Annotated in this window: 12 protein-coding genes and 1 pseudogene; 6 read left to right on the top strand and 7 right to left on the bottom strand. The window is 67.1% G+C overall.

Features of this window, described 5'->3' with window-relative positions; genetic code table 11:
• Nucleotides 1–125: 125 nt before the first annotated feature.
• The 3 genes from GNZ18_RS22840 to GNZ18_RS22830 form a co-directional block, all read right to left on the bottom strand.
• Nucleotides 126–1,109: a tyrosine-type recombinase/integrase gene (locus GNZ18_RS22840; protein ID WP_156218590.1), complete on the bottom strand. Its 984-nt coding sequence runs from the start codon at nt 1,107–1,109 to the stop codon at nt 126–128.
• Between the two features lie 32 nt (nt 1,110–1,141).
• A complete protein-coding gene (locus GNZ18_RS22835; protein WP_312874679.1) occupies nt 1,142–1,408 on the bottom strand; it encodes a helix-turn-helix domain-containing protein in 267 nt (88 codons plus the stop codon).
• 410 nt (nt 1,409–1,818) lie between these two features.
• A complete protein-coding gene (locus GNZ18_RS22830) occupies nt 1,819–3,048 on the bottom strand; it encodes an IS110 family RNA-guided transposase (protein ID WP_446678409.1) in 1,230 nt (409 codons plus the stop codon).
• Between the two features lie 863 nt (nt 3,049–3,911).
• On the opposite strand from GNZ18_RS22830, the gene GNZ18_RS44065 reads away from it, so the two are divergent.
• A complete protein-coding gene (locus GNZ18_RS44065) occupies nt 3,912–4,301 on the top strand; it encodes a relaxase/mobilization nuclease domain-containing protein (protein WP_376766281.1) in 390 nt (129 codons plus the stop codon).
• Nucleotides 4,302–4,778: 477 nt separating this feature from the next.
• Here GNZ18_RS44065 and GNZ18_RS22825 read toward each other — a convergent pair whose 3' ends face one another.
• Both GNZ18_RS22825 and GNZ18_RS22820 read right to left on the bottom strand, forming a co-directional pair.
• A complete protein-coding gene (locus GNZ18_RS22825) occupies nt 4,779–5,327 on the bottom strand; it encodes a 2'-5' RNA ligase family protein (protein ID WP_216651414.1) in 549 nt (182 codons plus the stop codon).
• Nucleotides 5,328–5,392: 65 nt separating this feature from the next.
• Nucleotides 5,393–6,652, bottom strand: coding sequence for a helix-turn-helix domain-containing protein (locus tag GNZ18_RS22820; RefSeq protein ID WP_156218588.1), 1,260 nt, complete (start codon nt 6,650–6,652; stop codon nt 5,393–5,395).
• Between the two features lie 1,342 nt (nt 6,653–7,994).
• Between GNZ18_RS22820 and GNZ18_RS22815 the strand changes: the two genes are divergently transcribed.
• The 4 genes from GNZ18_RS22815 to GNZ18_RS22800 all read left to right on the top strand — a co-directional run bounded on the left by GNZ18_RS22815 (nt 7,995) and on the right by GNZ18_RS22800 (nt 20,839).
• Entirely contained in the window at nt 7,995–8,219 is a 225-nt protein-coding gene (locus GNZ18_RS22815; RefSeq protein ID WP_156218587.1) for a hypothetical protein, read from the top strand.
• A gap of 555 nt (nt 8,220–8,774) precedes the next feature.
• Nucleotides 8,775–13,421 (top strand): RICIN domain-containing protein, encoded by a 4,647-nt coding sequence (locus tag GNZ18_RS22810; protein WP_173390860.1) that lies wholly within the window; start codon nt 8,775–8,777, stop codon nt 13,419–13,421.
• A gap of 184 nt (nt 13,422–13,605) precedes the next feature.
• The gene (locus GNZ18_RS22805; protein WP_156218585.1) at nt 13,606–20,496 is read left to right on the top strand and encodes an RHS repeat-associated core domain-containing protein; all 6,891 of its coding nucleotides are present in this window, start codon (nt 13,606–13,608) and stop codon (nt 20,494–20,496) included.
• Between the two features lie 28 nt (nt 20,497–20,524).
• Nucleotides 20,525–20,839: a hypothetical protein gene (locus tag GNZ18_RS22800; RefSeq protein ID WP_156218584.1), complete on the top strand. Its 315-nt coding sequence runs from the start codon at nt 20,525–20,527 to the stop codon at nt 20,837–20,839.
• A 262-nt stretch (nt 20,840–21,101) separates the two neighbouring features.
• Here GNZ18_RS22800 and GNZ18_RS22795 read toward each other — a convergent pair.
• Nucleotides 21,102–21,922, bottom strand: a pseudogene (locus GNZ18_RS22795) (IS5 family transposase).
• Between the two features lie 364 nt (nt 21,923–22,286).
• On the opposite strand from GNZ18_RS22795, the gene GNZ18_RS22790 reads away from it, so the two are divergent.
• Nucleotides 22,287–22,928, top strand: coding sequence for an RHS repeat-associated core domain-containing protein (locus GNZ18_RS22790; RefSeq protein ID WP_173390859.1), 642 nt, complete (start codon nt 22,287–22,289; stop codon nt 22,926–22,928).
• 500 nt (nt 22,929–23,428) lie between these two features.
• On the opposite strand, the gene GNZ18_RS22785 is transcribed toward GNZ18_RS22790, so the two are convergent.
• The gene (locus GNZ18_RS22785; RefSeq protein WP_156218582.1) at nt 23,429–26,815 is read right to left on the bottom strand and encodes a CHAT domain-containing protein; all 3,387 of its coding nucleotides are present in this window, start codon (nt 26,813–26,815) and stop codon (nt 23,429–23,431) included.
• Between the last annotated feature and the right edge of the window lie 8 nt (nt 26,816–26,823).

Below are 26,823 nucleotides of genomic sequence, written 5' to 3'. Positions count from 1 at the left end.
CCACACCGAGGGCGAGTCCGCTTCGGTGGTGATGCGGACTCCTTTGCCTCTGGGCGGATGGAACGGCTGCCCTGCGATGGCATCAGGCCAAGCAGGAAGTGGGACTCCCGGCCACACGCCGGTGTTCACCAGTACGCGCTTGCCAGCCACACGGGTGCCTTTGGGTACTGGCCGTCCGCCGCCGGCTGGAAGACACGGCGCGCGTAGGTGGAGCGCCGGTGGTGCCCGCCGCCGGTGCCGAGGAACAGGTACTGTCCGTGGCCCCCACACTCGGGTCTGCGACCAGGACATGTGCAGCGCCCGGTGGTGCGGGTGCTCTGTCCTGACAGCAGCGCCGAGAGGAAGGTCGGTAGGTCGACCGGACGATGGGAATCGTCCTTGGGCGGAACCTTCTCCACCCGACCGGCCAGTTCGCGAAGTTGCCAGTCGATCCGGAGCTGGTCGAGGCGGCAGGCAGGCCGCTCCAGCCCATTCACCTCGCCCCACCGTACGCCGGTGTAGGCGACCGTGACGATCATGACAAAGTCGTCGTCCCTCCCCGAGAGCAGGGCACACCGCTCAGCCAACAGGAGCGCCTGCAACGGCGTCGCCCAGACCTTCTCGGGTCCCCGGACCGCGATGGCGCGCCGTGCTCGCTTCCGGCCACGTCCACGCCGCTTGACCGCGACGTTCGTCGGGACCAACCCACGTTCCTTGGCGTCGCCGAGGATCGTTCCAAGCAGGGATCGGGCGTCGGCTGCGGTCCGGTGGGAGAAGCCGCCGGTCCGCGTTCGCTTCTCCCACGCGACAATCTCCTCCGGGCTGGTGAACGTGCTGACTGGTCGGTTGCCGAACGCTGGAAGGATGTGGTGATCGATCAGGTATCGGTACTTGGCTTCGGTGGTCGCTTCCAGGTCCTGGCCGGCCCACCAGAGCTCGACCCAGTCCGCTAGTAACGCGGCCCCGTCACGGGGGTCGCTCCAGGTATGTTGTCGGATCCCCGTCTCATGTTCCTGTCCCCACCGCAGCGCGGCGGTCTTGGTGTCGAAGCCCGACTCTGACGCGCTGCTGCCGTCCGGCCGTACATACCGGACCCGCCATTTGCTTCCCCGCTTCTCGGCATACGCCATGACGTACTCCTCCTGTGTGGTCGAAACGCCCTTCAGGGGCAGGCGCGCCCCCGACGGCCGAGCGGCTGCTTAGCCCCAGCCGTGATGATCGCGGCCACATCGTGTTCGCTGAAACGCAGATGCTTGCCGATGAAGGTGCAAGGGATCACCCGTGCACTGGCCTTCTTGCGCAGCCATGATTCGCGCACCCGCAGCATCGCCGCCGCCTCGGCGGGCGTGTACAACCGAACGTCCGTTCCCTTGCTGTCCTTCGAGTCCGCAGAATGCCGCTGACCGCTTCTCCTGCCCTGCAAGGTCACACCTCGCTACTCCGCCAGGCCGCAGGGCAGAGGCGAGAAGGCGACCACTCTGCGGCTCGAACATCAGAGACGGGCACCTTTCATGAGAGTTGAACGACCTTGGCGCCAACTTTACACAGAGAGTAGTCGTCTGAGGGTGTTCTGTGACGGAGTGTCGTTGACCTGCGACGCTGATGCCGCGGACCCCTACACTCCCGTGCCCAGACAGGGGTCGCGACGTCGGAGGACGGACAGACGTTCCTTCTGGCCGCAGCCGTCCTACTCGCTGTGCCCTAGTTCGGTCCGGATGTCGTCGCTCGGTGTCCTACGGGGACGGGTGCGGTGTAACCCAAGGCTGACCCAGCATGGGCACGAGCACTCCGCTGGAGGCTCCGCTGACGCGGGGCAAGACCTCCGATGGCGTTAAGGCGTCAAGTCGCTGCGGTGACGGGCGGGGCGAAGGCCTTGATCGGGTCGTAGAGCTGTCTGGTTTGCAGGCAGTGGTAGAGCTGCCCGAGCATGCGGTTGAACAGATGACGCAGGGCGGCGGGATGCCGGCTTCCGCTGTCTCGTCGCCGTTGGTAGTGGGCACGGGCTGGTGGATGGTTGGTGGAAGCGGTGAATGCCCAGATAAAGCCGGCGGCGGCCAGGCGGTCATTCTTGATGACGCGGTGGGTGATGGAGACGCTGCGTCCTGAGGCGCGGGTGACTGGCGCTGATCCGGCGTAGGCCTTGAGCCCGCGGGCGTCGGCGAACCGGGTCGGGTCGTCGCCGACTTCGGCGAGCACCCGGGCGCCGAGGTGATCGCCCAGTCCGGGAAAGCTTGTGATGATCTCGTAGTCGGGGTGTTGGACGAAGGCCTCGGCGACGGCCTGGCCGAGTCGGTCGACGTTGGTGCATTCGGTGTCCAGGACGGCCAGGAGCGCGCAGGCCTGCTCGCCCATCGCCTTTTCGACCAGGGGCGGGTGATGCAGTTGCGGCCGCCGCAGGGCGTGGTAGAGCTTCTCGGCCAGTTGCTCGATACCGCGTTGGCGGCCCGCCCGGCGCAACGCCGCAGCGATGCGGGTGCGCGACAACTTCGCGGCGGCCGCCGGGGTCGGTGCGATGGCCAGCATGGCGCGGGCGTCGCGGCTGCCCAGATTGGTGGTGTTGCCAGCGAAGGCGTCTAGGAAGGTGGGGAAGTACTCGCGCAGTAGCGAGCGCAGCTCGTTGGAGGCCTTGGTGCGCCGCCAGGTGGCGTCCTGGTGGGCGCGGGCCAGTACCGAGATGGCGCGGGCGAGTTCGGTGTCGTCGGGCAGCGGCCGATGGGCGTGGGCGTCGGTGCGCAGGATGTTGGCCAGCGTCATCGCGTCGACGTGGTCGGATATCTTGCGGGCCACGGTGTGGCGCTCACGATAGCGGGCGACAGCCATTGGGTTGATGGAGTAGACCTTGCGTCCGGTGCCGCGCAGTGCGGCGACGAGGAGGCCGCGCGGGGTCTCGATCGCCACGGGGATGGCGGTGGCGGGGTCGTCGCCGGCGTCGGCGAGCATCTGCAGCAGCTCGGTGAACCCTTCGGCACTGTCCTTGATCCGGCGCTTGGCCAGCAGTCGCCCGTCCTGGTCGACCAGCGCGATGTCATGGTGGGATTCGGCCCAGTCCACGCCGCAGAATACTTTCACGTGGGCTTTCTCCTTGATCACCCGGCGAGTTCGAATGTGGATCTGACCTGGCAGGGAACGCGCGGCGCTCTAATAACAAGGCTCGTGGCCTGGCCTCCGATGGAGCCGTTCGCGATCCCAGCGACCCGCGCGGGCCCCAGTCTTGAGTCAGAGCTCGAAGGCTCGGATGAGGACGAGGGGTGAACCGTGCGGGCGGCTCGAACCACGATCACCAACCTGCCGTGCTCCGGCGCAGTGGCGCGCTTGGATCGACCAAGCGCCACCACTGCGGCGGGCCGCGTCCGCCGGTCTTGCCCTGGGCCTCCGTGGGCCTGAAATGGAACAGGCTTCCGACGCGACGACCCTTATTAGAAATGGAAATCGTGCACATATGGCGACTGGACCGGGCGCGGTCCAGCGTGTGGTGGGGATCGGGCGCGATCCGGGAAGCGGCGGGCTGTGTCGGGGGAGTGAGGTGTGGCAGCGGACGGCGGTGTTGTCGCGGCGTGCGCATCGCACGCCGCGTCGTACAAGGTCGGCGAGGCTCTCGTTGTCTGTGGACGAGCGTGCGCTATCGTGCGGGCTGCGGCGGGTGACCGGATGGCGGTCAGTGCGTGTCCGTTGGTGGCGCCGGCCCACGGCTTACGCGTTGCGGGAGGCGTGGGCGACGGTCTACGGCCGGACTGGGCTGCCGCCTTCCTCGATCCCGTGATCGAGCGTTGAACGGGAAGGATCTGCCTGGTGTACGGGGGCAGGGCCTGATTCGGTATCTGTAGAGGGCGGGGCGACACGGGGAGCATCGCGATCCCCACATCGTGGACGGGCTTTCGGAGCGCGGCTGAGCTAGAGCTGGCTCTGCGCGCGGACGGTAGGCGCAATTTCAGGTGGCGTTTTGGGGGAGTGCGATTACCGGAAGCCCGGTGTGGCATCCGTCGGTTCGCGCGGCGCCTGAGGATCCGATTCTGAGTGATCGGCAGTGGGCGGAGGTCGCGGGCGAAGTGATGGCCCAGACCGGGCTTGTGCCGGACGGGGATGAGGACAGTGTCCGGTGGGTCGCCGTTCGCCATGCCGAGGACCACATCCACATCGTGGCGACCTTGGCGCGGTCGGACGGGGACCGACCCGAGGTGTGGAACGACGGGTATCGAGTGCGGGGCGCCTGCCGTGCGGTGGAGTGGCGATTGGGGCTGCGGTCCACGGCTCCGGCGGACCGGATGGCGGCGCGGCGGTCCAAACGAGCCGAGACGAGAGGCCGAAGGTGTCGGACGCGCTGAACCGGCGCGAGGCGTTCTTCGACGGCACGTGGTCACCGCGGCGGGGACGCGGACGGGAGCCGACTTCTTCGCTCTTCTTCGCCGACTGGAGGCGAAGGGGCTTTTGGTCCGCAGGTGTTACAGTTTCACGGTTCGCTAGCCAAGTCACCGGTTATGCCGTGGCGCCGTCCGATGACCGGGGCTCGTCCGGCAGGCCTGTCTGGTTCGGCGGAGGGAAGCTGGCGAGCGACTCAATCTAGCCAGGCTTCGGTGCTGATGGGGCGCGTAGGACGCTAGCCGTCCATTGTCTGGACGGCATCTGTCGGCGCGGACGGTTCGCGCTGTTTTTGCGGACGACCGTCCGCCGCGTCGCGGACGGGGCCCATGGACTGAACAAGGGTTCATCACACGGGCGGATCGCTGGCCAAGAGGAGGGCCCGTCCGGGCGTCTCAGCAAGCGGAGAGCGCGCGCGACCTCGTCATCCGTGCTGGCGGGTGTCAGCCGGTTAGGGGGAGGGTGGCCTGAGTGTCCCATGTGTAGCGGTGTTCGTCGCGTCCCAGGATGATGAGCTGTACCGAGTTGATCTCCGCGTGGGCGGGCGGTAGTTCTTTGGTGAGGGCGGCAGTGATCGGTGCCATTGCACCTTGGGTGTTGCTGTAGGCGATGCTGATGTGTGGGTTCCACTCTTCGGGTTCGTTGACGTTGCCGACGATGTCGGTGATGGCGGCGCGGATCGCCGCGCGGATGGGGATCAGTGTGTCGATCGGTGTGATGCGTAGGCGTACGACCTCGGGGTCGACGATGGCCGGTCCGGCGGTCACCGACGCGGGTGGGATGTCTGCGAGGCGGGTGCGTGTGGCGGAGACCACGGCGTCGACTGTTTCGGTGGGGATTTCGTCGACGAATGCCAGGCCTTGGGTGGTGAGGTGCAGCCATTGCAGCGGGATCGGGTCGAGGCCAGGTAGGTGCGCCAGGCGCTTCTGGTAGGCGAGGACGAGTTGGTGCAGTTCGTGCTGGTCGTCGAAGGTGAAGTGCCAGGTGTACATGCGGCGGCCGATCCTCCAGCCGGGCCGCCACCACCAGTGGTCGCGCATGCTCTCGGATGCGGAGGTCATTGGTCTCCCGTGGTGATCGCCTTGGTTGTGAGCGCGTCCGCTTGGTATTCGGTGATCTGCTGACGCAGGGTCAGAGCGGCGCGGCTGCCGTGGAATCTGCGGTGGGCGAGGTGCTGGTCGACCTCGCCGAGCCGGTTGACCAGCGTGGCAAGGCGTGTCAGTTCTTCGAGCGCATGGTCGAGTTCGCCCTTGAAGACGTAGGCGGTTGCGGCGCCCAGGCATATCTGCGCCCATGTCCCGTAGGCCCACAGCTCACCGGCGGCGTATGCCTGGTGGGCCTCGGCGACGCTGGCGAGGGCGCTGGTGGTGTCTCGCGCCCGCAGGTGGACTCCCACCGCATAGTTGGCTTGCCGGGCTCGGCCGCAGGCCCACAGTCCGCCCACCTCTGTCTCGGCAGTGATGGCCTCGCGTGCTGTTTGGGCTCTGCGTTGCGACTCCTGCGCTCGTCCGAGGTCGCCGAGTGCCTGGTGAGCGTCGCCTTCCTGGCAGGCGAGCAGGACCTTGGCCTCGGTGGAGGGTGCGTACTGCTGGCCCTGGCGCGCCAGTTCGGCGGCCTGGCGGTAGCGGCCTTCCCAGAACGCGTTCTTGGACTGTGCGGTGAGCACCATCGCGCGGAGCGCGTCATGGTCGGCCTGCTCCGCCATCACCCATCCGACAGAGGCGTACGCCTCGGCGGCGGAGGGTTCCCCGAGGTCTGAGGACGCCCATGACAGGAAGGCCAGCAGTTGCCCGGCGATGATGTGCAGATCGCGGGACTGGCGGAGGTGTTGTCGGCCACCGCGTAGGAGGTCGGCGGTGCGCCGGTACAACTCTGCGGCCTCGGCGAGGATCGGAGCCGGCGCCTTCGACAGGTAGTCCCGGGCGAGGCGTTGGGTGGCTGCGGCGAGGTAGCTGACGGTGGTGTCGCCCACATTGGTCCGTTCTGCCCAGGTCGCCAGGTCGAGCGCCTCGGCCTTCAAGGTGATGAGGAGATGCGCGGCTTCGTCTTCTGACGACGCACACGCCCGGGTGTCTTCGTCATCGAAGAGGCTGCCCGGATCCAGGCTCAGTAGTTGGCACATCGTGCGGAGGTTGCGGCCACGCGGTCTGTGCCTGCCGCGTTCCCAGTTGTCGATCATCCGGCGGGCGCTGTCGCGCCGGACGCTCTTGCCGAGTCCGCGCCAGAGGTACTCGCCCGCCTCGGGGATGTCCCAGCCCTTCGCCTCGCGTGCGGTCCTCAGGCGTCGGCTCCAAAGCGGAACCTCCTCAGCGGTCATCGGCACCACCTCCGCTGTCCCAGGGTGCCCCATCGGGGTCGGGGAGGCGAGCGCCATCCGCAGGTCATCCGGTGTTGTCCGGGGTCATCCGCTCATTGGCGCTGACCTGCGGCACCTGTCAACGCTTCACTTTCTGTGACCGGAACACCACTGCGTATCGCAGCAGGGGGTCGGGCATGACAGACGATTTCGACAGCACCGAGCGCTCACGCACCTACGCGCTCTTGGCCACGCTGATGTCCGCGCTTCCCCATGGCCTGATCGAAGGCCAGCCCACAGGACGCCTCTCATGACGTGGGCGCGGCGGATGCGCGCGGCATCGACCGCCGCGCCCACCCCAATGTGCGGCCGGACGCCCGGCGCAGGGATCGCCGCAGGCGAGGCCGCACCACCGGCACGGACGCATCCAGGGGCCGTGCCCGCCGCCCGCCCGGTGGCCGGCATCACCGGGCGGGCGGCTCTTCAGCGGCGCGGCGGCACGTCCTACCCCCGGGGACGTGCCGCCGCGTCCACGACGAATCGCGCACCTACTGCTGAGTCCGGAGAGCAATCATGGTGACCTGGGCGAACGTTCCCGAGGGTGCAGGCGGAGCATCGGTGGTAGCACAGCCGAACACCTCCAGGCCCCCGCTCCCCATGGACGCACCTGGGGCGCCAATCCTGGCGGCACGCGCACAGCCAGCGCTCCAGATACCGGTAGGCATCATGCACTGGTACGGCAACGCCACCCGGCACTGGTTCGCCATGCTGCCGTGGCCGTGGGCGGAGTACGGCGTTCGGCTGGTCGAGGCCGACACCGAGGCTGCGCTGGCCCTCCGGGTACAGCAGTTGCTCTCCGAGGCCGGCCGATGTCGATCTTTCACAAGCCGGGGACGACGCTGAAGCGGACCGGCTGGGGAGCTTTCGCTCTCGCATCGTCCCCACCTCCCCTGCCCCACTGCCGGTCCGGCCCCCCCGGGATGGTGTGGCCGCGAGCGGGCGCGGAAGGGCGGAGCTCAAGTGGCCCCGCCTGGGGAGGGCTGCGGCGCGGCCGACGGCAACCATGCGTTGCCTCGGCCGCGCTGTGAATCCCCCCGCGAGCGGGCATGGCGGTATCAGGCTGTCGCCCCCGTGGTCTGGTGCCGCCATGCCCTCCTCTACGCACGGTGCAACGGCGACCGCCTTTCATCGCCGTGCCCCCGGTTATGCAGCTGGCGCCGAGGTCTGAGGCGCGCCACACCGATCCGCATGGGAAGCAAGTCGGGTCGAGAAACCCGCCGTTGCGCCCAGCTACTCGAAAGACGCTCTCGTGCTCAATCCCCGGACGACGCTCTGGCTTACCAGCCTCGAAAGGTCCGGCTTGATGGACACCAGCCACAGGATCAACAAGGAGTACGAGCTCATCGGTGATGAAGAGAGCTTCATCGTCGCGGACACCACCACTCGCGCGATCGTCGGTGCTGCCTTCACCGACGACCCGGCGTCCGGCTGGTGGCACTGCGCCATCCGCGGAAAGAGCCGCAGGCTCTATGTCGCCGCCACCACGCCCAACCCCCACCTGGAAGTCGCCCGCCAGATGACTCAATGACCATCACTACCCCAGCAGCTCTCGCGTCGGCCTGACCGCGAAGTCACGAGCGGAAGGAAGTGAGGTTGCGACGCCGAGGAGTTCCTGTCTCGCTTGAACCGGTCGAATGTGGCGGCCGCAGGTTCCTCGCTTTCCAATCCGGGTTGGCTGCCGGTCATCAGGTGACCCTGCCCGGCGAGTCGCTGAGGCAGCGGCCGCGGCCGGGTGGCTGTGTCGTCGCGACCCCAGCGGAGTTGTGAAGTCTCCTTCGGGTGAGCGTGCTGTAGCCGCCACTCTCGGCACCATCTTGATCGCTCGAAGTGACTGTTATGGAGAGCGGGGATAGGACGCTCGACAAGGCTCTCGAGAGCACTCATTACTACTGTGATCTGAATCACAAACGACTTTGACTGGCATCTCTTCCCGTAGATCATCCGCCGGGTTAGGTTAAGGCGACTTTATGGCAGCCTTATGTCCTTGGGGGCACGTGTGGGCCTTAGTTCTCATCTTGGCCTTGACAGTGCCCGTAAGGGCAGATATATGTTCTCGGCACGTTTTCGGCTATGCGCGAGTGCGTTGGCCGTCCTGCTGGCGTTGGCGTTGTTGCAGGTCAGGGCGTTCGGTTCGGTGCCGATGGCGCGGGCGGGCGAGGCTCCCGAGTCGATGGTGTCTCAGGACGAGGCCGTAGCCGCCGCGAAGAAGTGGGACAAGCCGGTCGTGGTGTCCTCGCTGACCGGGGCCCAGCGAGAAGTGCGCGCGTTGCCCGATGGCGAACTTGAGGCCACGATGAGTTCCCGCCCTGTCCGCACGCGGCGGGGCGGCAAGTGGGTGCCGGTCGACACCAAGCTGACCCGTCGCAGTAACGGGGAATTGGTGCCGGGAGCGACCACGGTGGGCCTGGCATTCTCGGGAGGCGGGGACGGCCCGTTCGCGCGGATGACCCGCGCAGGTCGAGAACTGGCCTTGACATGGCCTTATGGACGCCTGCCGATCCCGGTCGTCGATGGTGATACGGCGACTTATCAAAACGTGTTGCCCGATGTTGACCTGGTGCTCCGGGCCGTCGGGGACGGGTTTCGCCATGTCCTGGTGGTGAAGACCGCCGCGGCCGCCCAGCGGCCCGAGCTGAAGGAACTGCAGCTCAAGCTGACAGCTGACCGTCTGAAGGTGCAGGGCGACGGAGCCGGTGGCCTGACCGCCATCGACGAGGCGGCCGGCGGAACCGTCTTCCGGGCCGCCGAGCCGTACATGTGGGACTCCTCTGGACAGCCCGCCGGAGACGGCGCCGCGCCGTCCACGCCTACCCAGTCATCAAGCAGGGCGACGCCTTCGCCATCCCCCTCTTCGGCGTCCAAGCGATCGTTGGCTGGGCCCAGCGAGGACCCGGCGGACGGAGTGCAGCGGGCGGCGGTGAAGACCGCTGTCAGCGGCGGAATGCTGAAGCTGACCCCGGATCAGGCGCTGCTGACTGGGACGACCACCAAGTTCCCGGTCTACATCGATCCCGATTGGCAGGGACCGGGGGAGTCGGCCGCAGTCATGGTGTCGACCAAGTACAGCGACTCCTCCTGGGAGGACGAGGGGATGGGGTACTGCTCCGACAGCGACCCCTACATGGGCGGGCAGTGCGGCGGAACCATTACCAAGCGGCTGTTCTACAAGTTCACACTGCCGTCGGCGGTGATGAAGACCAACGTTCTCGCGGTGGAGTTCAAGCCGTACCAGACCGGTGCCTACAACTGCACCCCCGCCGAGGCCGAGTTGTGGCGGACCAAGGGGGTCAGCGGCTCGACGAGTTGGAACACCCAGAACGCCTCGGGGTTCTGGCAGCGCAAGGTCGCTGAGAAGAGCTTCAACTACGGCAACGAGGGTGTCGGCTGCGCCAACAACACCGTGGTGTTCCAGGACGCGCGCCTGAAGGATGAGGTGCAAAAGACCGCGGACGGCGGTGGCACGCTGTGGCTGGGGTTGAAGGCCGGTAGTGAGAGTTCCACCAAGTACTGGAAGCGGTTCAACAACGACGCGGTCCTGCGCGTGCTGTACAACCTGCCGCCCAAGGCCCCGACCAACGTGCAGCTGCAGGCCGAGGGCGGCTACTACCCGTGCGGCGCCAACGACGCCAGCAAGCCCTATGTGCGGGTCTGGCCGACCATGTCCGCAAAGATCACCGACCCGCAGAGCAGCGACCGCGTCCAGGCCGAGTTCCTCGTCGGATGGGGCGACGCCAATGGCGCGAACTTCCAGTGGCGGATCGGTGCCGGCGGGCTCGGCCCGGACTCCGCCCCGCTGACCTCTGGCGGCGGAAATTCCGGCACCACCTTCACCAAGTCGCTGTCCAGCCTGGCGACCTCCCGCGGCATCCCCAAGAACGTCCCGATCGCTTGGATGGTGCGCGGCCACGACTTCAAGGACAACCAGGAAGACGACAACTGGCAGCACTGGCAGGGCGTCGGAGTGTGGACCGACGTTGCCACCACCGCCGGCGGGCAAGGGCACAAGTGCTGGTTCGTCTACGACGACGCCAACCCCAAGCCGCCCACCATCACCTCCACCAAGTACCCCAATGACGGCGCCGAACATGACGGAGTCGGCCAGCCCGGCGACTTTACCGTCACCGCGGCGGCCGACAGCGAGCCATTGTCCAAGTTCGGTGTGCAGTTCACCCCGCCCGGCCGCGCCGCCGAACCGATCCAGTGGAAGAACCTGGGCGCCTCACCGTCGCCGGGCTGCACGGCCACACAGTGCACCTTCTCCAAAACCCCGGACGTCAAGGGCGACTGGAAGATGGACGTGTGGGCGGTCGACCGGGCCGGAAGACCAGGCAGTGCCCCCACCTACCAGTTCCGTATCCGCAACATGGCAGCTGAAGAGGCGCACTGGAAACTGGACGACCCTGCCGGTTCCCATGTCCTACTCAATGAGATCACCGGTAGTGACACCTTCCAGATCGTGTCGGCGCTATCCGGCAAATGCTTCGACGTCAATGGACGCAGCCTGGAGAACGGGCCGACCGGTAAGACGGTGCAGTACGACTGCGACGATGGGTTGAGTCAGCGGTGGCGGTTGGATCCGGTGGGCGGTGACGATTACAAGATCGTCAATATGAACAGCAACAAATGCGCGGATGTCGGTGCCGATGGTGACGGGGCTCAGGTATGGCAGTGGGGCTGCTACGACACCACCAATCAGATCTGGACCAAGAAGAAGCGGGACGACGGCTTCGAACTGCTCTCCAAACGCAGTGGCCGTTGCGTTGATGTGCTCGGCGCGTCAACGGAAAATAACGCCACAATCGTCCAGTGGACTTGCGACGGCAGCGACCGTCAACTGTGGAAGATAACCTCGATTAACAACACCTACAGCCTCGTCGCTGCCCATTCTGACAAATGCTTCGATGTCAACGGCAAAAGCACAGAGAACGGGCCGACGGGCAAGACGGTCCAGTACGAGTGCGATGGTGGATTGAGCCAGCGGTGGCGACTGGATCCGATGGGTGGGGACGACTACAAACTCGTTAATGTCAACAGCAACAAGTGTGCCGATGTTGGCGCTGACGGTGATGGTGCTCAGGTGTGGCAGTGGGGTTGCTACGACACCACCAACCAGGTTTGGACGAAGAAGAAGCGTGACGATGGCTTCGAGCTGGTTTCCAAGCGCAGTGGCCGCTGCATCGACGTGTTTGGCGCCTCCACGGCCAACAACGCCACCATCGTCCAGTGGGGATGTGACGGCAGCGACCGCCAACTCTGGAAAATCACCTCCGTCAACACCGCCAAGCTCGTCGGCACCGACTACACCACCGGCAACCCCGCCCGAATCCGTTCGACCTCGTTGGTGCTCAACTCCGACAGCGACCCGGGCAGCTTCGGTTATGCCGAGATGGGCGTGCCACTGATCAACCCGGCCAAGAGCTTCTCGGTGTCGGTGTGGGCCAAGCTCACCAAGGACGAGGGCTACCAGACCGTCCTCAGCCAAGACGGCCTGAGCGGGGCCGCCTTCCAGCTCAAATACGTGGGTGGGACTCGCGGGCAGGCCGACTGGACCAACAAGTGGGCCGCCGTCGTGCGCACCAAGGACGGCGCCGACGCCACCGTGGCCACCGCCTTGTCGGACGAACAGGTCCGCGTCGGCCAGTGGGTGCACCTGGTCGCCGTCCACGACGCTAACGCCAAGAACCTCACCCTGTACATCAACGGCAAATCCCAGAGCAATCCCGCCGTGGCGGACATGAGCACCTGGACCACCAGTCGAGGCAAGTTCGCCATGGGCCGCACCTTGACCGCGGGCAGCGTGGGGGAGTACTTCAGCGGCGAGATCGACGACGTGCGCGTGTTCGACCGAGCCGTGACGCTTTCCAGCGTGACCGGCTGGTACCGGCCCACCGTCCAGGCGCGGTGGCGGCTCAACAGCCCCGCGGGCACCGACGTCACGGTCCCCGACGATTCGGGCGCCGGCCATGCCCTCACCCTTCAGGGGGGCGCCGAGATCAAGACCGACGACGAGACCTGCGTCCAACTGACCGGACGATGCCTTGCTCTGGACGGCGCGCGCACCGGCGGCGGGGAGTGGGCACAGGCCGATCCGGTGGTGCGCACCGACGGCAGTTTCACAATCGCCGGTTGGGTTGACGCGGCCAAACCCACCGTCCCGATGACCGTGTTCTCGGCCGCCGGGACGGAGCAGAGCGCGTTCACCGTCCGGTTCAACCCGCGCGCTACCAAGAACCCCGGATGGGATCCAGACCGCGACGATCCGGCTGACGAGTACCTGGGCAAGTGGGAGATCGAGATGCCGTCCGCCGACGGAGACAACCCGGTCCGCGCGACGGCCTACCACGGGCAGCCCTGCAACGTCTGCACCGACTCCGGCCCCGACCACCTGGCGCTGACCTATGACGCCGCCACCGGCACCATGACGCTGTTTGTCAACGGTGCCGTCGACGCCAGTGCCACCAACAGTTCGGCCAAGACCGGTGTGATCGGCTTCAACGCGACCGGTCCGGTGCAGATCGGCCGCCGGTTCGCCGATGGCCAGACCGCCGACGACCACGCCAACCGCGAGTACCTCTCCGGCCTGGTCGACGACGTATGGATGTTCAAGGGCGCCCTCGACACGGATGGGGTCTCTCAGTTGGTGAACCTTCAAGAGATCGCCACCTCGTCCGGTAACCCGTCGTTGCCGTGCACCTACGACGAAACCACCCTGCAATGTCCTGACGACTAGCAGCACCCCGGTGCGGTTGCGAAACGAGCTGACCGCGCTGTCCGGCCGCCCGGGGTCACCCCAAGTGCCTGCCCCTGTCGAATCCCGCTGAGAATCATCCGTCAGCCCAAACCGGGCGGGCGCAGCCTTGGAGGATGCTGTGAGTAAGCGCGGTACCCGGATGCTGCTGGGAGGCCACGGCCGCATGCGCGCCAAGATCGCCCTTGGCCTCGCCGCCGTCCTGGCGATCGGGCTCACCTCACCGTTGCCAGCCCAAGCCGACCCTGCACCGCGCCACCATTACGCCGACGAAAAGCCTGTCAAAGGCAAATCGGTAAAAGTGCGCCCCCGAAAGCCAGCCAACGAGGCCCTCAACACAAAAGCGTTGCCCGCGCCGACCTGGCCTGCCCCAGGCACCGTCGAAGTCAAGGTTCCTTCACACAAATCGATGACTCAAGCTGGGCAACTACCGGTGCTCGTCGGCGCGCCTCAGTCACCAGGAGGCCAGCCGCAGCGCGCAGCGTTCCAGCCCGCCAAGAGCGTCCGTGTGCAGGTGCTAGACCGCGCGCTCGCGCAGCGCGCAGGTGTACGTGGGCCGATGATCGCGGTGGCCCGCACCGATGCCCCGACGCCCGGACAGGTCACAATCGGGTTGGACTACACCTCCTTCGCCTCGGCTTTCGGCGGCGACTACGCCGACAGGTTGGGACTCGTGCGATTCCCCGCATGTGTTCTGACCACCCCGCAGCGCCCGCAATGCAGCGCTGCCGTGCCAGTAGCCACCACCCGCGACCCTGAGCACCACAAACTCGTCGCCCAGATTCAGACGACCTTTGCCGATGCCGGTGGGACCGTTCTGGCCGCCCAGGCAGGCACCGCCGGCGAGGGCGGGGACTACAAGGCCACGAAGCTGACCTCATCATCGACCTGGAACATCGGCGCCAACACCGGCGAATTCACCTGGTCCTATCCGATGCGAGTGCCCCCGGTCCCCGGTGGACTGCAGCCACCGGTCAAGATCAATTACTCGTCGGGCAGTGTGGACGGCCGCACCTCGGGCGCCAACGCACAATCGTCCTGGATCGGTGAGGGCTTTGACCTGTGGCCGGGGTTCATCGAACGGCGCTACAAGTCCTGCGAGGACGATGGAGCCCCCAAGGACCAGTGGGGACGAGCCCCAACTGACCAGTGCTGGGGCAATGACAACGCGACACTGACCTGGAACGGCCACGGCGGCGAGCTCATCCCCGACGGCGCCGGCAAATGGCGGATGAAGAACGACGACGGCACCCGCATCGAACAGCTGACCGACGCGGATGTCGACAACGGTGACAACGACAACGAGTACTGGAAGCTCACCACCACCGACGGCACCGCCTACTATTTCGGCTCCAACAAGGGCGCCGACGGCAACAAGCCTGCCACCGGCGCGACCTGGACAATGCCGGTCTTCGGTAACGACGCCACCGAGCACTGCCATAAAGACACCTTCGCCGAGTCCTGGTGCCAGCAGGCATGGCGCTGGAACCTGGACTACGTCGTCGATCCCGACGGCAACGTCATCACCTACTACTACGACGCCGAGCAGAACCACTACGGGCGCGACCTCAAGCCCGAGGATGAGACGCCCTACATTCGCGGTGGTGTGCTCAACCGTATCGAATACGGGCTTCGCTCGGACAACCTGACCGCCAAGGCCCCGGCCCGGGTGATGTTCACCAGCAAGGAACGGTGCCTGGACACCGACGCCAACTGCGACCCCGCCAAGATCGAGACCAACCCGAATTTGTGGCCGGACGTCCCCTACGACCTCAACTGCAAGGCCGGCACCGAATGCAAGGACTTCAGGGGATCGGTGTCGCCGACGTTCTGGACGCGCAAACGGCTGGAGTCGGTCAAGACCCAGATCAGCAAATCGGACGGGACCTGGCGGGACGTCGACTCCTGGACGCTGTCGCACAAGTGGGGCACCGCCGACTACGACCGCGCGCTGCTGCCGACCGCGATCCAGCACACCGGACTCGCCGCCACCACCACGATCACGCTGCCCAAGACCAGCCTGGACTACGAAGAACGCCCCAACCGGGTCCGGGCAGGCGACACCGGCGGCCTGTTGCACTACCGGCTCGACTACATTGCCGACGAGTACGGCAGCGAGATCTCCGTGGCCTACAGCACCGCCCAATGCACCCCCGACGACCATCTGGAACCGGAGACCAACACCAAACGCTGCTTCCCCGTGCACTGGGCGCATGACGGCGACCTCGACCCAAGCCTGGACTGGTTCCACAAATATGTCGTCACCCACGTCACAGCGCGCGACCGCACTGGGCGTACGCCCGACATGGTCACCAAGTACATCTATGACGAGCAGCAGGGCGCGGCCTGGCACTATGACGACGATGACGGACTGACCAAGGACAAATACAAGTCCTGGGGTCAATGGCGCGGCTACGGCAAGGTCAGCGTCCTCACGGGATCCGACCTCACCAACGGCATGGTCGCCCAAACCGACCACTACTACCTTCGCGGTATGCACGGCGACCGCACCTCCGCCACGGACAAGACCAAGAAACGCACCGTGACCGTCGACGACGGCAACGGCGGCACGATCACCGACCACGACCCCTTCGCTGGCTTCGAAGTGCGCACCGTGCAACTCGACAAGCCCGGCGGCTCGGTCGTGAACTGGACGCAGAAACTGCCCCGCAAGTACCAGACCGCGTCCAAAACCCGTGACTGGGGAACGGTGACCGCCAACATCGTCGCCACCGAGTACGCCCGGAATTTCACCCCCATAGGGCCGGGTAGCTGGCGGATCGCCGAGACCCGTTCCGACTATGACCCCGACGTCGGCCGCTTGAACTGGACGTCCGATCTCGGCGGCCCCGGCACCGGCGACGACCGCTGCACCCGGCTCACCTATGCCGACAACACCACCGCCTGGCTACGCAACTACGTCGCACACAAAGAGGTCACCCGCGGCAGTTGCGCGACCACGGTCGACCGCACCAAGGACGTCCTGGCTGACGGACGCACCTACTACGACGGGACCTCGGTCACTCCGAAGAGCGCCTTCAAGTCGGTGAGCAAGGGGCGCGTCACCTACTCCGAGCGCCTGGTCTCCCACGCCAGCGCCGACGGTTCCGACCCGACTTACCAGAAGGTCGCTGCGGTCACCGCCTTCGACGACTACGGCCGTCCCACGGCGGCAGTCGACGCCTACGATCACCTCATCACGACCGCCTACACCCAGACCGCCGGTCTGACCACCAAGGTCACCACCACCAAACCAGCAGTGAAAAAGGACGACGACACCACCCTGCTGCTGTCGACGACCACCACGTTGGACGCCGCGTGGGGCCTGCCGATCATCCAGACCGACAACGCCGCTCAAGGCACCGGCACCCAGAGTCTGGGCAAGACCGATCTGTACTACGACGCGCTGGGGCGTACCACCAAAGTCTGGCTTCCTGACCGCCCCCGCAGCGACGGCGCCACACAGAGCATGGAGTTCAGCTACCAGGTCACCGAGAACGCACCCGTCGTGGTCGGGACCCGGACCGTGACCAACACCGGTGCCCTGGACACTCCGACCTACGAGATCTACGACGGCTTTCTGAGGGGCCGCCAAACCCAAGCACCAGGACAAAACGGCGGCCGGATCATCACCGACACCATGTACGACGGCCGCGGTCTGGTCGCCTACACCTACAACGGCTACTACAACGACCAGGCCGGACCGACCCCCAGCTTGTTCGGCCCCGACATGCAGGGCCTGGTCCACAGCCAGATCCGCTACTCCTACGACGGCGTAGGCCGCAAAACCCGCGAGGCCCTCCTGGGCGGTGCCGGCGACAACCCCGAGGTGTCCGCGACCGCCTACGCCTATGGCAGTGACACCACCGGCGACTGGGTGCGGACGACACCACCCCAGGGCGGCACTCCCACTACCACCTACGCCGACGCGCGTGGACGCACTCTTGAGTTGCGCCAGGACAACGGCGGTAACGACTACATCACCACCAGCTACACCTACGACGCGGCGGACCGAACCACAAAGATCACCGGGCCTGGCGGCAAGGTCTGGGAGTACGGCTACGACCAACGCGGCCGCACTACCACCACCATCGACCCCGACAAGGGCACCACCCACACCGACTACAACGACCTCGACCAGCCTGTGTCGGCGACCGACGCACGCGGCAACGCTGGCAAGATCTTCAACGACTATGACGAACTGGGTCGCAAACTGCGCACCTACGCCGCCAACGACAGCGGCGAGAAAGGCGACCTCATCGCCCTGTGGGGCTACGATACGGTCCGGCCCGGGCAACTCAGCTTCTCTTCCCGCAATGCCACCGGCGCTGACGGAAAGATCTACGAATACAAGACCCGCATCGACAAATATGATGCGGCGAACAGGGCCACCAGGACCACCGTCATAGTGCCCACCGGCGCCGAAGGCGCCGGATTGGACGGCTCCTACCAGTTCAACACTAATTACAACCCCGACGGCACTGTCCAAAACACCAGCATGCCACCCGTCGGTGGACTGCCCGCCGAAGTCCTCGTCTACAGCTACGACGGCCTCAAACGCCCCACTAAGCTGACCGGCCTGTCGACCTACGTCACCGGCACCGGCTACAGCGATATCAACCAGGTCCGCGGCTATGTCTTGTATGCCAGCGGCAAAGCCGTCAACATCGGCTACGACTACGACCCCACCACCCGCCGGTTGACTCACTCGACCGTCAGCCGACAAGGTATCGTCGGCTACGACCGTGACGCCACCTACCGCTACGACAACGCTGGCAACATCCGCCAGATCACTGACATCACCGGCTCCACGGCCAACGGCACCCTGACCACCGATACCCAGTGCTTCGGCTACGACATCCAACGCCGCCTCACCGACGCCTGGTCCCAGAACAGCGCCACCTGCGCGGCCGACCCGACCGCCGCCCAGATCGGCGGCCCCGCGCCCTACCGGGAAAGGTATGCCTACAACGCCGACGGAAACCGCACTAAGCAAGACAACTGGGGTGCGGGGCCCAACGGTGGCATACCCCAATGGAACCGCAGCTTCACCTATGCCGGTGATACCGGAGTTGGCCCCGAATACAAAGGCCACCAACTCGCGAGCTACACCCAACAGCAGGGCGGCATAAGCACCACCTTCGGATACACCTACGACGCTCTCGGGCACACCACTCAACGCACACAAGGAACCAACACCCTTAAACTCACGTGGGCACCCTCCGGTGAACTGGTGAAGACTGAGGACAGTGCCACCGGCGAAGCCCGATACGTCAACGACGCCGACGGCAACCGGCTCATCCGCCGCGACAACACCGGCAGCACCCTCTACCTGCCAGGTATGGAACTGCGCCTGAGTAACGGGGCCACCACCGCCACCCGCTACTACGGATACGCCGGCAACACCGTCGCCATGCGCACAGCGAGCGGTGTCACCCTCCTCGCCGCAGATCACCAGGGCACGGCGCAGCTCGCCATCGACGCCTGGGACATCACCTCTATCAGCCAACGCCGCTACACGCCCTTCGGTGCCGAACGAAGTTCCACTGGCGTCTGGCCCACCGCCATGGACAAGGGCTTCGTCGGCGGCACCCAAGACCCCACCGGTCTCACCCACCTCGGCGCTCGCGAGTACGAGCCCCAGACAGGCCGATTCATCTCTGTTGACCCCCTCATGGACCAAGCCGACCCACAACAGATGAACGGCTACACCTACAGCAACAACAACCCGGTCACAATAAGCGACCCCACCGGGATGATGGGGGACATTCCCACCGGATGTGCATCATGGTGCAACCAGAACAGCGATAGGGCCAAGCGGCAAAACAGCAGGCACCCGAACGGCGTCCCCATCACCTGGAAGGGCGATAGTGACGATGCTCCCGACGACCGCACCGTCGGCTTGGCGGCGGTGGTTGCCGTTCCACCAGGCCTTGACATCTCCGAATTCCGGGAGCGATTCTGGAAGATGTACGTCCGGGTGTCGGGATACGGAACATGGTATAACCCGGATGCGCAGCCCTACTATGATCTACGGGCCGCCCACTTTGCCTGTAATGCATGGAAGGAGTGCAGCAAGCATGGAAGCTATCTCGCTCAACTCGGCCTAGAAGCATTTTTTGCAATGGGTGGGCCGGCGGCGGCAATGGAAGGGGGTATGGGTGCAATGGCGCCCGCCGCAAGGCAAATCATTGCTAAAAATACTATTAGAAATCGCCTGCTGAAGTCGGCCTGTAATAGCTTCGTCCCGGGCACGCAGGTTCTCCTGGCTGGTAATAGTCGGAAGTCCATCGAAAAAATCAGGGTTGGCGACAAGGTACTTGCTACCAATCCCGAAACCGGAGAAACTGCGGCCCAACCAGTTCTGGCTACCGTCGTAACCGAGGGCGATAAGAACTTCGTGCAGATCACCATCGACACTCACGCTGCGCGCCCGTTCTGGACGACTAAAAGTCAACCCAAGATTAGCGGCTCCCTGCTCCGTCCTCACGGTGCAGGAGGGCAGGGCATGATCATTGCCACCGACCACCACCCCTTCTGGGTCGCTGGTGGAGTCAACCAGTGGGTCAACGCCACCGACCTCGAACCCGGCATGTGGCTCCGCACCAGCGCTGGCACCTACGTCCAGGTCACGGCAACCAAACACTGGACCACCCGCCACCAGCGCACCCACAACCTCGCCATTGCCGACCTCCACACGTACTATGTGCTGGCGGACGAGGCGCCAGTTTTGGTGCATAATACGGGGCTATGCCCTAAGGCGGTTGCAGATGCCTGGCATGAGGGCACGTTTGCCAATCCTGTGGCGAGCTTTGAATATCATTGGGCAAAGCACGGCGAACCATTGAAAATAACGCGAGAAAAGTACTTGCAAGATTCGAGTGACTGGGTAAAGCGTCTGGCTGAGCCGGGGGGAAAGGTAGGGTATAATGCAAAGAGGATGCCTTTTGATGATGGTAAATGGGGTGTGAAGTATTCGGATCCCAACGGGGGTGTGGGGGGGATCGTCGGGCCGGATGGGCGAATCGTTTCATTTTGGTACAACGGGACTCATTAGAGGCAGATGAGGTATGATGCTCAGTTTTATGGACGCCTACACCTTGTGGCGCAACCTGCCATTTCCTCGGAGTGGGTCAAGTGGGGATCTTATTCTGACGCACGGCGAGTTGGCGGAAGTCGACGAGTATGTAACGACGGTGATTCGATATGTGGAACGGGGGATCTTCAAGCCGGCGCCGGCTGATGTCCTCACGATGCTTCAAACGCTGATGGAGCGAGTCGACCGGCTCGGTCGCATCGCATCAGGCGGCGACCAATCCGTCGCCCGTTCGCAACATGCATACGCGGCATTACTCGATCTTGTTTATCGGCAGTTCCTCGAAGTGGGGCGTTCATGCTGATAGAAAGTTCGCCTGCTAGTCGAAATGATCGGCGCAGTGGCGTCCTGTTCCAGCGGTAGTGGCACGGTCGAGCACCACAGGTCGTGGACCCGGTTTCGCTCGGGTCATCCGATCGGGCCGAGCTGGTTGGCGACGCGTTCCATCTCCCGGATGAGGTCGCCGCCAATCCGCTAGATCTTGTCCCGAAGGAGGCGGTGGAGCGGGACGGATTGTGGCTGGCTGTGTGGCACCGATCACACACAGATCTAACTTAGAGTATGTCTCATGTGGGGATTCGGGCGAGTTTCTTGTAGCAGATCAGGGCGGCGGCGAGTACGAGGAAGGCGTTGACCAGGCTGCCGTGGCGTTCGTGGCGGACGGCCAGGCGACGGTAGCCCAGCAGCCAGGCCAGGTTGCGATCGATGACCCGGCGGTGGCGTCCCAGGCGTTCGCCGGTCTCGATGCCGGGGCCGGGCGATGCGCGGTGTGATCCCGCGTTGCCGCAGGAAGGGCCAGATGCTTGGCCGAATGGTAGGCCTTGTCGCCGCGGGCCTTGAGCGGCTGTCGGCGGCGCGGTCCGCGCCGGGAGCGGATCGCTGGCAGCGCCATGAACAACGGCGTGAAGGCCAGGCTGTCGTGGAGGTTGGCGGCCGAGACGGCCACCACCAGCGGCAGCCCGGCGGCATCGGACAGTACGTGGAATTTGCTGCCCTTCTTGGCCCGATCGACCGGATTTGGGCCGGTCGGCGTGCCCCCCCTTTCGCGTGGACGGCGGCGGCGTCCACGATCGCCGACGTCCAGTCGATCTGCCCGCGCGCACCCAGCTCGTCCAGCACCGCCCGGTGCAGGCGCGGCCACAGCCCCGCCCGCGTCCAGGCGGTGAACCGGCGATGCGCGGTCGGCACGCTGACACCGAACTCCGCGGGCAGATGGCGCCACGCGCGCCCGCTGGTCAGCACATACACGATCGCGGTGAACACCCCCCGATCGCTCACCGCTGCCGTACCGCCGCCCTGCCGCCGCGGCGCGAACTTTGGGGATCAGCGGCTCAGCAAGCTCCCACAACTCATCCGGCACCAGCCGCAACGCAAGATCTGACGACACGATCCCGCAGTATCCGGCGGCCCCCACCACATCCACGTGAGACACACCCTTAGAGTAGTTGCTGCTCGATATGCGGGTGTGCATTGTGGGAGATCAGGAGTGGTCCGAACTTCCTCGAACGGCTCTGTGGTGAAGGGATGAGGTGCTTCTGAGCTGGGAAGATGTCGGAAGGTTCGCTGTGCTAGGGATGGTGAATGGTGTTCACACCGAAGAGGTCACTCAATCGAACTCAGTATCGCCTTCACTTTCCCCAGCTCAGGGGCAGCTATCAACTGGATAGCGGCCCCTGAGCTGCACTGGCCTGTCAAAGGGGTCGTGCATGTACTCTCCTGCTGCGGCATGGCCTGGCGGCAGCACCGCCTGGATGATCCACGACAGCACCGGCACGCCGCTCGGCTACCCCGACGGCAGCAACCCCTACGTCTTCGGCACCGACGGCCTCGGTTCGGTCACTTCCATCGTCTCGCCTTCGGGCACCCAGGCCGCGTCCGACACCTACGGGCCGTACGGCGAGACGACCGCCGACAACGGCCGGCAGTCGGCGATCAACCTGATCCGCTATACCAGTGGCCTGAGCGAACCCGGTAGCGGCCTGCTTAAACTCGGTCAGCGCTTCTACGATGCCGGCCGCGGCCGCTTCACCCAGCAGGACTCGGTCATTTCGCTCGGCGACCCAGGCAAGGGGAATCGCTATGCATATGCGGGCGACAGCCCCGTCAACCGAGTCGATCCCACCGGCAAGTGTCCGTGGGGCGAACTTCTCTGGAACGGTATCGGTTTGGCCCAAGACTCGGATATTTACGCCACCGTTTACGAAGATGTCAGCGACCCCAACGGGAGCGTCTCCCAGGACACCTACGCGGCCGTGGGCGGCCAGGGCGTCGCCTTCGGCTGCATGGCCGGCGTCACATGCGCCACCGGTGGCCTCGGAGTGGCGGCGACCGGCCTCTGCGAGGTCGGAGGATCCTTCCTCGGTGATCAGATCGCCGGTGCGATCTCCGGGTAATGAATCGGACGATTCGGGACATGAACATCTAGTCCCGTGAGTGACTCTGCGCAACGGCGGGCACCGCGAAGCGAAGGCGCGGCGGTGCCCGCCGGTGTGCTGAAACCGACCTGAGGATCAGATGATGCGCAAGGGGAGGTGGATCGTCGCGGTAGTGGCGCTCTTCCTTCTGGCAGCAGTGCCCTTTACCGCTCGAGCCTCCGGGAATCCGGTCCCCGCCTGGATCGGGATTCCGGTGGGGATTCTGGCCCTCGGTGCCGCCGCTGCCAATGCCTGGTTCAACTGCACAGGCAGACGGGAGAGTTGACGAAACTGTCTAGAAAAGGCCTTTCCTGCTGCGACCTGCCGGATGCCCGCCCCTGACATGCCCCTCGTCGGCGGCCACATCCTGATGAGCGGGCCCGCGGCGGCGGCTCGCGTGGTTGCGCCCTGGCCGGCGACCTTCCGCGACGGCTTCCGACCAGCCCCGGGAGTCATCGCCTTCGCAGGTGAGGCCGAGGTCAGGGACCGCTGTGGACGAGGGGCGCCCAGAGTTCCGGCTGCCTTTGATGCCGGGCGCGCAGGCCGAGGGTGACCTCACGGAGGACCGGCGCCGCCGCGTCGGCGACCGGGGTCGCGGGTAGCGCCGCGTAGAAGGCGGTCGCGGCCTCGCCGGCGGCGGTGTCGTTGAGAGGCCACAGGCTGGCCACGACGTGCCGGAACCCGGCGAGCTGGAACGCCGACGCCAGATGCAGGACCTCGTCGGCGTAGCGGACGCCGTGCCCGGCGGTCGAGCACGCCGACAGGTACGCCAGCTCCGCCTCGGGCAGCCGCAGGTCGCCGAGCTCGGGGAGGGTCAGCGTCCGGTCGTGGAGCAGGAGGCCGCCGGCGGCCGGTGACACGGGGTCCGCGACGGCGTGGCAGGCGAAGTGCGCCCAGGTGGCGTCGCCGAGGGCGGTGAGGACCCTTCCCGCCGTGGCCTGCGCGCCCGTCAGCGTCGGTCCGTCGAGGAGGCGCGCCTCCGCGTCCGTCTCGCGCAGGTCGGCGTGGCCGGGAGTCTGGGCGAGCACGACGGTCAGCGTCTCCCGGCGGGCGGCGGGCGGGCGGCACCGGGCGTCCCGCAGCGCTCGCAGGGACGGCACGAACGAGGAGACCATGACGTCCAGTGCCCCCGGGATCCCAGGCTCCTCGGCGGCGTGCAGCGGCAGCAGGCCCAGGGCGCCGGTCGGCAGCCACCAGACCCGATGCGGTTCCGGCCCGGGCGGGCCGAGCGCGTCCGCGACGGGGCCGACGGCGGTGCGCCACAGCCAGGCCAGGACGTCCCGGACGGTCCGGCGCAGGATCATCACGCCGCTCAGGGACCGTCTGCTGGAGAGCGCCGCGAGAAGCGCCGTGACCTGATCGGCCACGACCGCCTCCCGGAGCGCGGGCAGAGGTATGTGGACGGGCGGGCCCTCGTCCCGGACGAGGACGGCGTCGCCGCGGTCCCTGCCCGCGTTGAGCAGGACCGCGGTGCCTCCCGCGGGGGCCGCGCGCAGGTCGTCCAGCCGCGGCGCCGCCAGGAAGCGCGCCAGGCCGGGGAGGGCGCGGATCCGGCGCAGCAGCGTGTCGTGATCCTCCCACCAGCGGCGGCGTTCGGCGGCGCCGAACCCGGGCGTGCCGAGCCGTGCGCACACCCATTGGAACCGGTCGGCGAGCCGGGGGTCGCGGTCGCGGAGGTCGGCCACGCCGACGCGGGTGCCGGCCTGCGCGGCGAGCAGCACGCCCCGGCCGAGTTCGGCGAACTCGACGGCGCCCGCCGGGTCGCCGCAGGCGCAGTGCGCGGCGACACCCGCGGCGACCAGCCCCGCGTGTTCACCGATCCGGTGCTGCTGGTCGGGCCAGCCCGCTTCGCGTGGTGCCACCGACGGCAGCAGCGCGGCGGCCGCGTCCAGGAGTTCCGCCGCGAGGCCGTCGGCTCCGGCGGCCTGGGCGAGCAGGCCCGCGGTGTGCCGGGCCGCCACGCGTTCGGCGGGCGAGGCGGTCTCGTGGTCGTCGTCGGTCCCCGCCAGTTCACGCAGTCGCGCCGCGGACGGGGACGCGCCGCCGCCCTCCACCCGCGCCCGGTACGCGCGGCACAGCCCGGCGGCGGCGCGCGGCCGGTCCGGATGGCCCGGAGGGTGGCCGAGCCAGGCCCGTTCGGCGAGGTCGACGGCCGCGGCGAGGTCGGCCGGGGATCCGGTGGCGCGGAGCCGGGCCAGGTGCGCGGCCGCCAGGTCGGCGAGCCTCCCGGGCAGGTCCGCCTCGTCGTCGGGCGTCCGGTCGGCGGCCTCGCCGCCGAGGGCGATCGCCAGGTCGAGGTCGGTCGGGTCGCCGCTGCTCCAGTGCCGGGTCCAGTGCGCGGCGGCGAGCCTGGCGAGGCGGCCGGGAAGTGCGAAGTCGTCCTTCGCGGTGGCGCCGACGGCTTGTTCGCCATGGTGGATCGCGCGTTGGAGGTCGGCGTCCGAGGCGCCGACGCTGGACCGCAGCCGGTACGCCTCGCCGAGCATCGACCGCCGCTCCGGCGCGTTCCCGGGCGCCCTCAGGCTCTCTTCCCCCAGCTCGACGGCCCGGTCGAGGTCGGCGAGCACGCCCGTGCGCGTGTAGCGCGTCAGGTGGACGGCGGCGAGCCGGGCGGTCGTCGCGCCGCGCGCCGGATGCCCGCCGGAGAGCGCGGCCAGCGCCCAGGCGGCCGCCGTGGCGGCGCGGTCCAGGTCGTCCAGGGAGCCGGCGGCGGTCGAGCGCCGGTGCAGGGCGTCGGCGAGGCCGCGCAGGACGTCCGTGCGGCGCGGGTCGTCCTCCGGGAGCGTTTCGAGGGCCTCGTCGGCGAGGGCGACCGCTCGGTCGAGATGCCGCGGGTCGCCGCCGCGGCGGTGCCGGAGCAGCACGGCCTCCGCGGCGGTCGCCAGGTACACCCCCCGCTCGGGATCGTCCCAGGCCGCCGTCGCGACGACCTGCTCGGCGAGGTCGGCGGCGCGGTCGAGGTCGGCGCGCGAACCGGCCCGCTCGTGCCTGCGCAGCAGGGCCACGCTCAGCTCGGACCGCCACCCCGGACGGGCGTCGTCCCCGGCGGCGGCGAGGGCGCGTTCGCCCTGGTGGACGGCGGCGTCCAGGTGCCCGGGGTCGCCGCCGTGCTCGAACAGGAGCCGGTAGGCGGCGCCGAGATCGGCGAGGGCGGTCGGCTCCGCGCCCGGGCCCGGAATCCGTTCGAGCAGCCGGATGCTCCGCCGGAGATCTTCGGGCTCCCCGCACAGCCGGAACCGGCATAGGTAGGCGGACGCGAGCGACGTCCACGCATCGGAGTCGCCCCGCCCCTCAGCGGCCTTCTCGCCGGCGGCCACTGCCCGGCCCAGGTCGGCGCGGGAGCCGTCCCGCTCGTGGCGGCGCCGGAGCGCGCGGCAGAGCGCCGCCTGCCGGGAGACGTCACCGGACCCGCGGTTCACGGCCGCGTCCAGCAGGACGATCGCGGCGTCGAGCAGCGCCGGTTCCCGTCCCGGCGACCGCAGCAGGGCCCGCGCCGTGTCGGCCTGCGCGCCGTCGTCGGACTCGGGGCCGAGCAACGGGCGCAGCGGCGGCGGGACGCGGCGGCGATCGGCCGCGAGGGGCGCGGCGACCACCACGGCGCGCGCCAGGTCGGCTTCTCCCGCCGGGCTCCCGGGGGCGCGGCACAGGTACCGCTCGTAGTACAGGACCGCCAGCGCGACGCTCGCCGCCACGAACGACCCGATCAGCGCGGACGACGCGGTCGCCGTGTCGACGGCCCGGACGTTCCGCCACAGCGCCGAGGCGTATCCGTCGGCCTCGGCGCCGAGCAGCAGCGGCTCGTCCCCGGTCGCCGAGTACTCTCCCAGCAGGTCCGCGAGCTTGGCGGACAGATCGTCCAAGGGCATCCGGCCAG

It is taken from the genome of Actinomadura litoris, assembly GCF_009733595.1.
Lineage (GTDB): Bacteria > Actinomycetota > Actinomycetes > Streptosporangiales > Streptosporangiaceae > Spirillospora > Spirillospora litoris.
The sequence above is the reverse complement of the archived record's forward strand: the minus strand, read 5'-3'. Positions and strand labels throughout refer to the sequence as shown.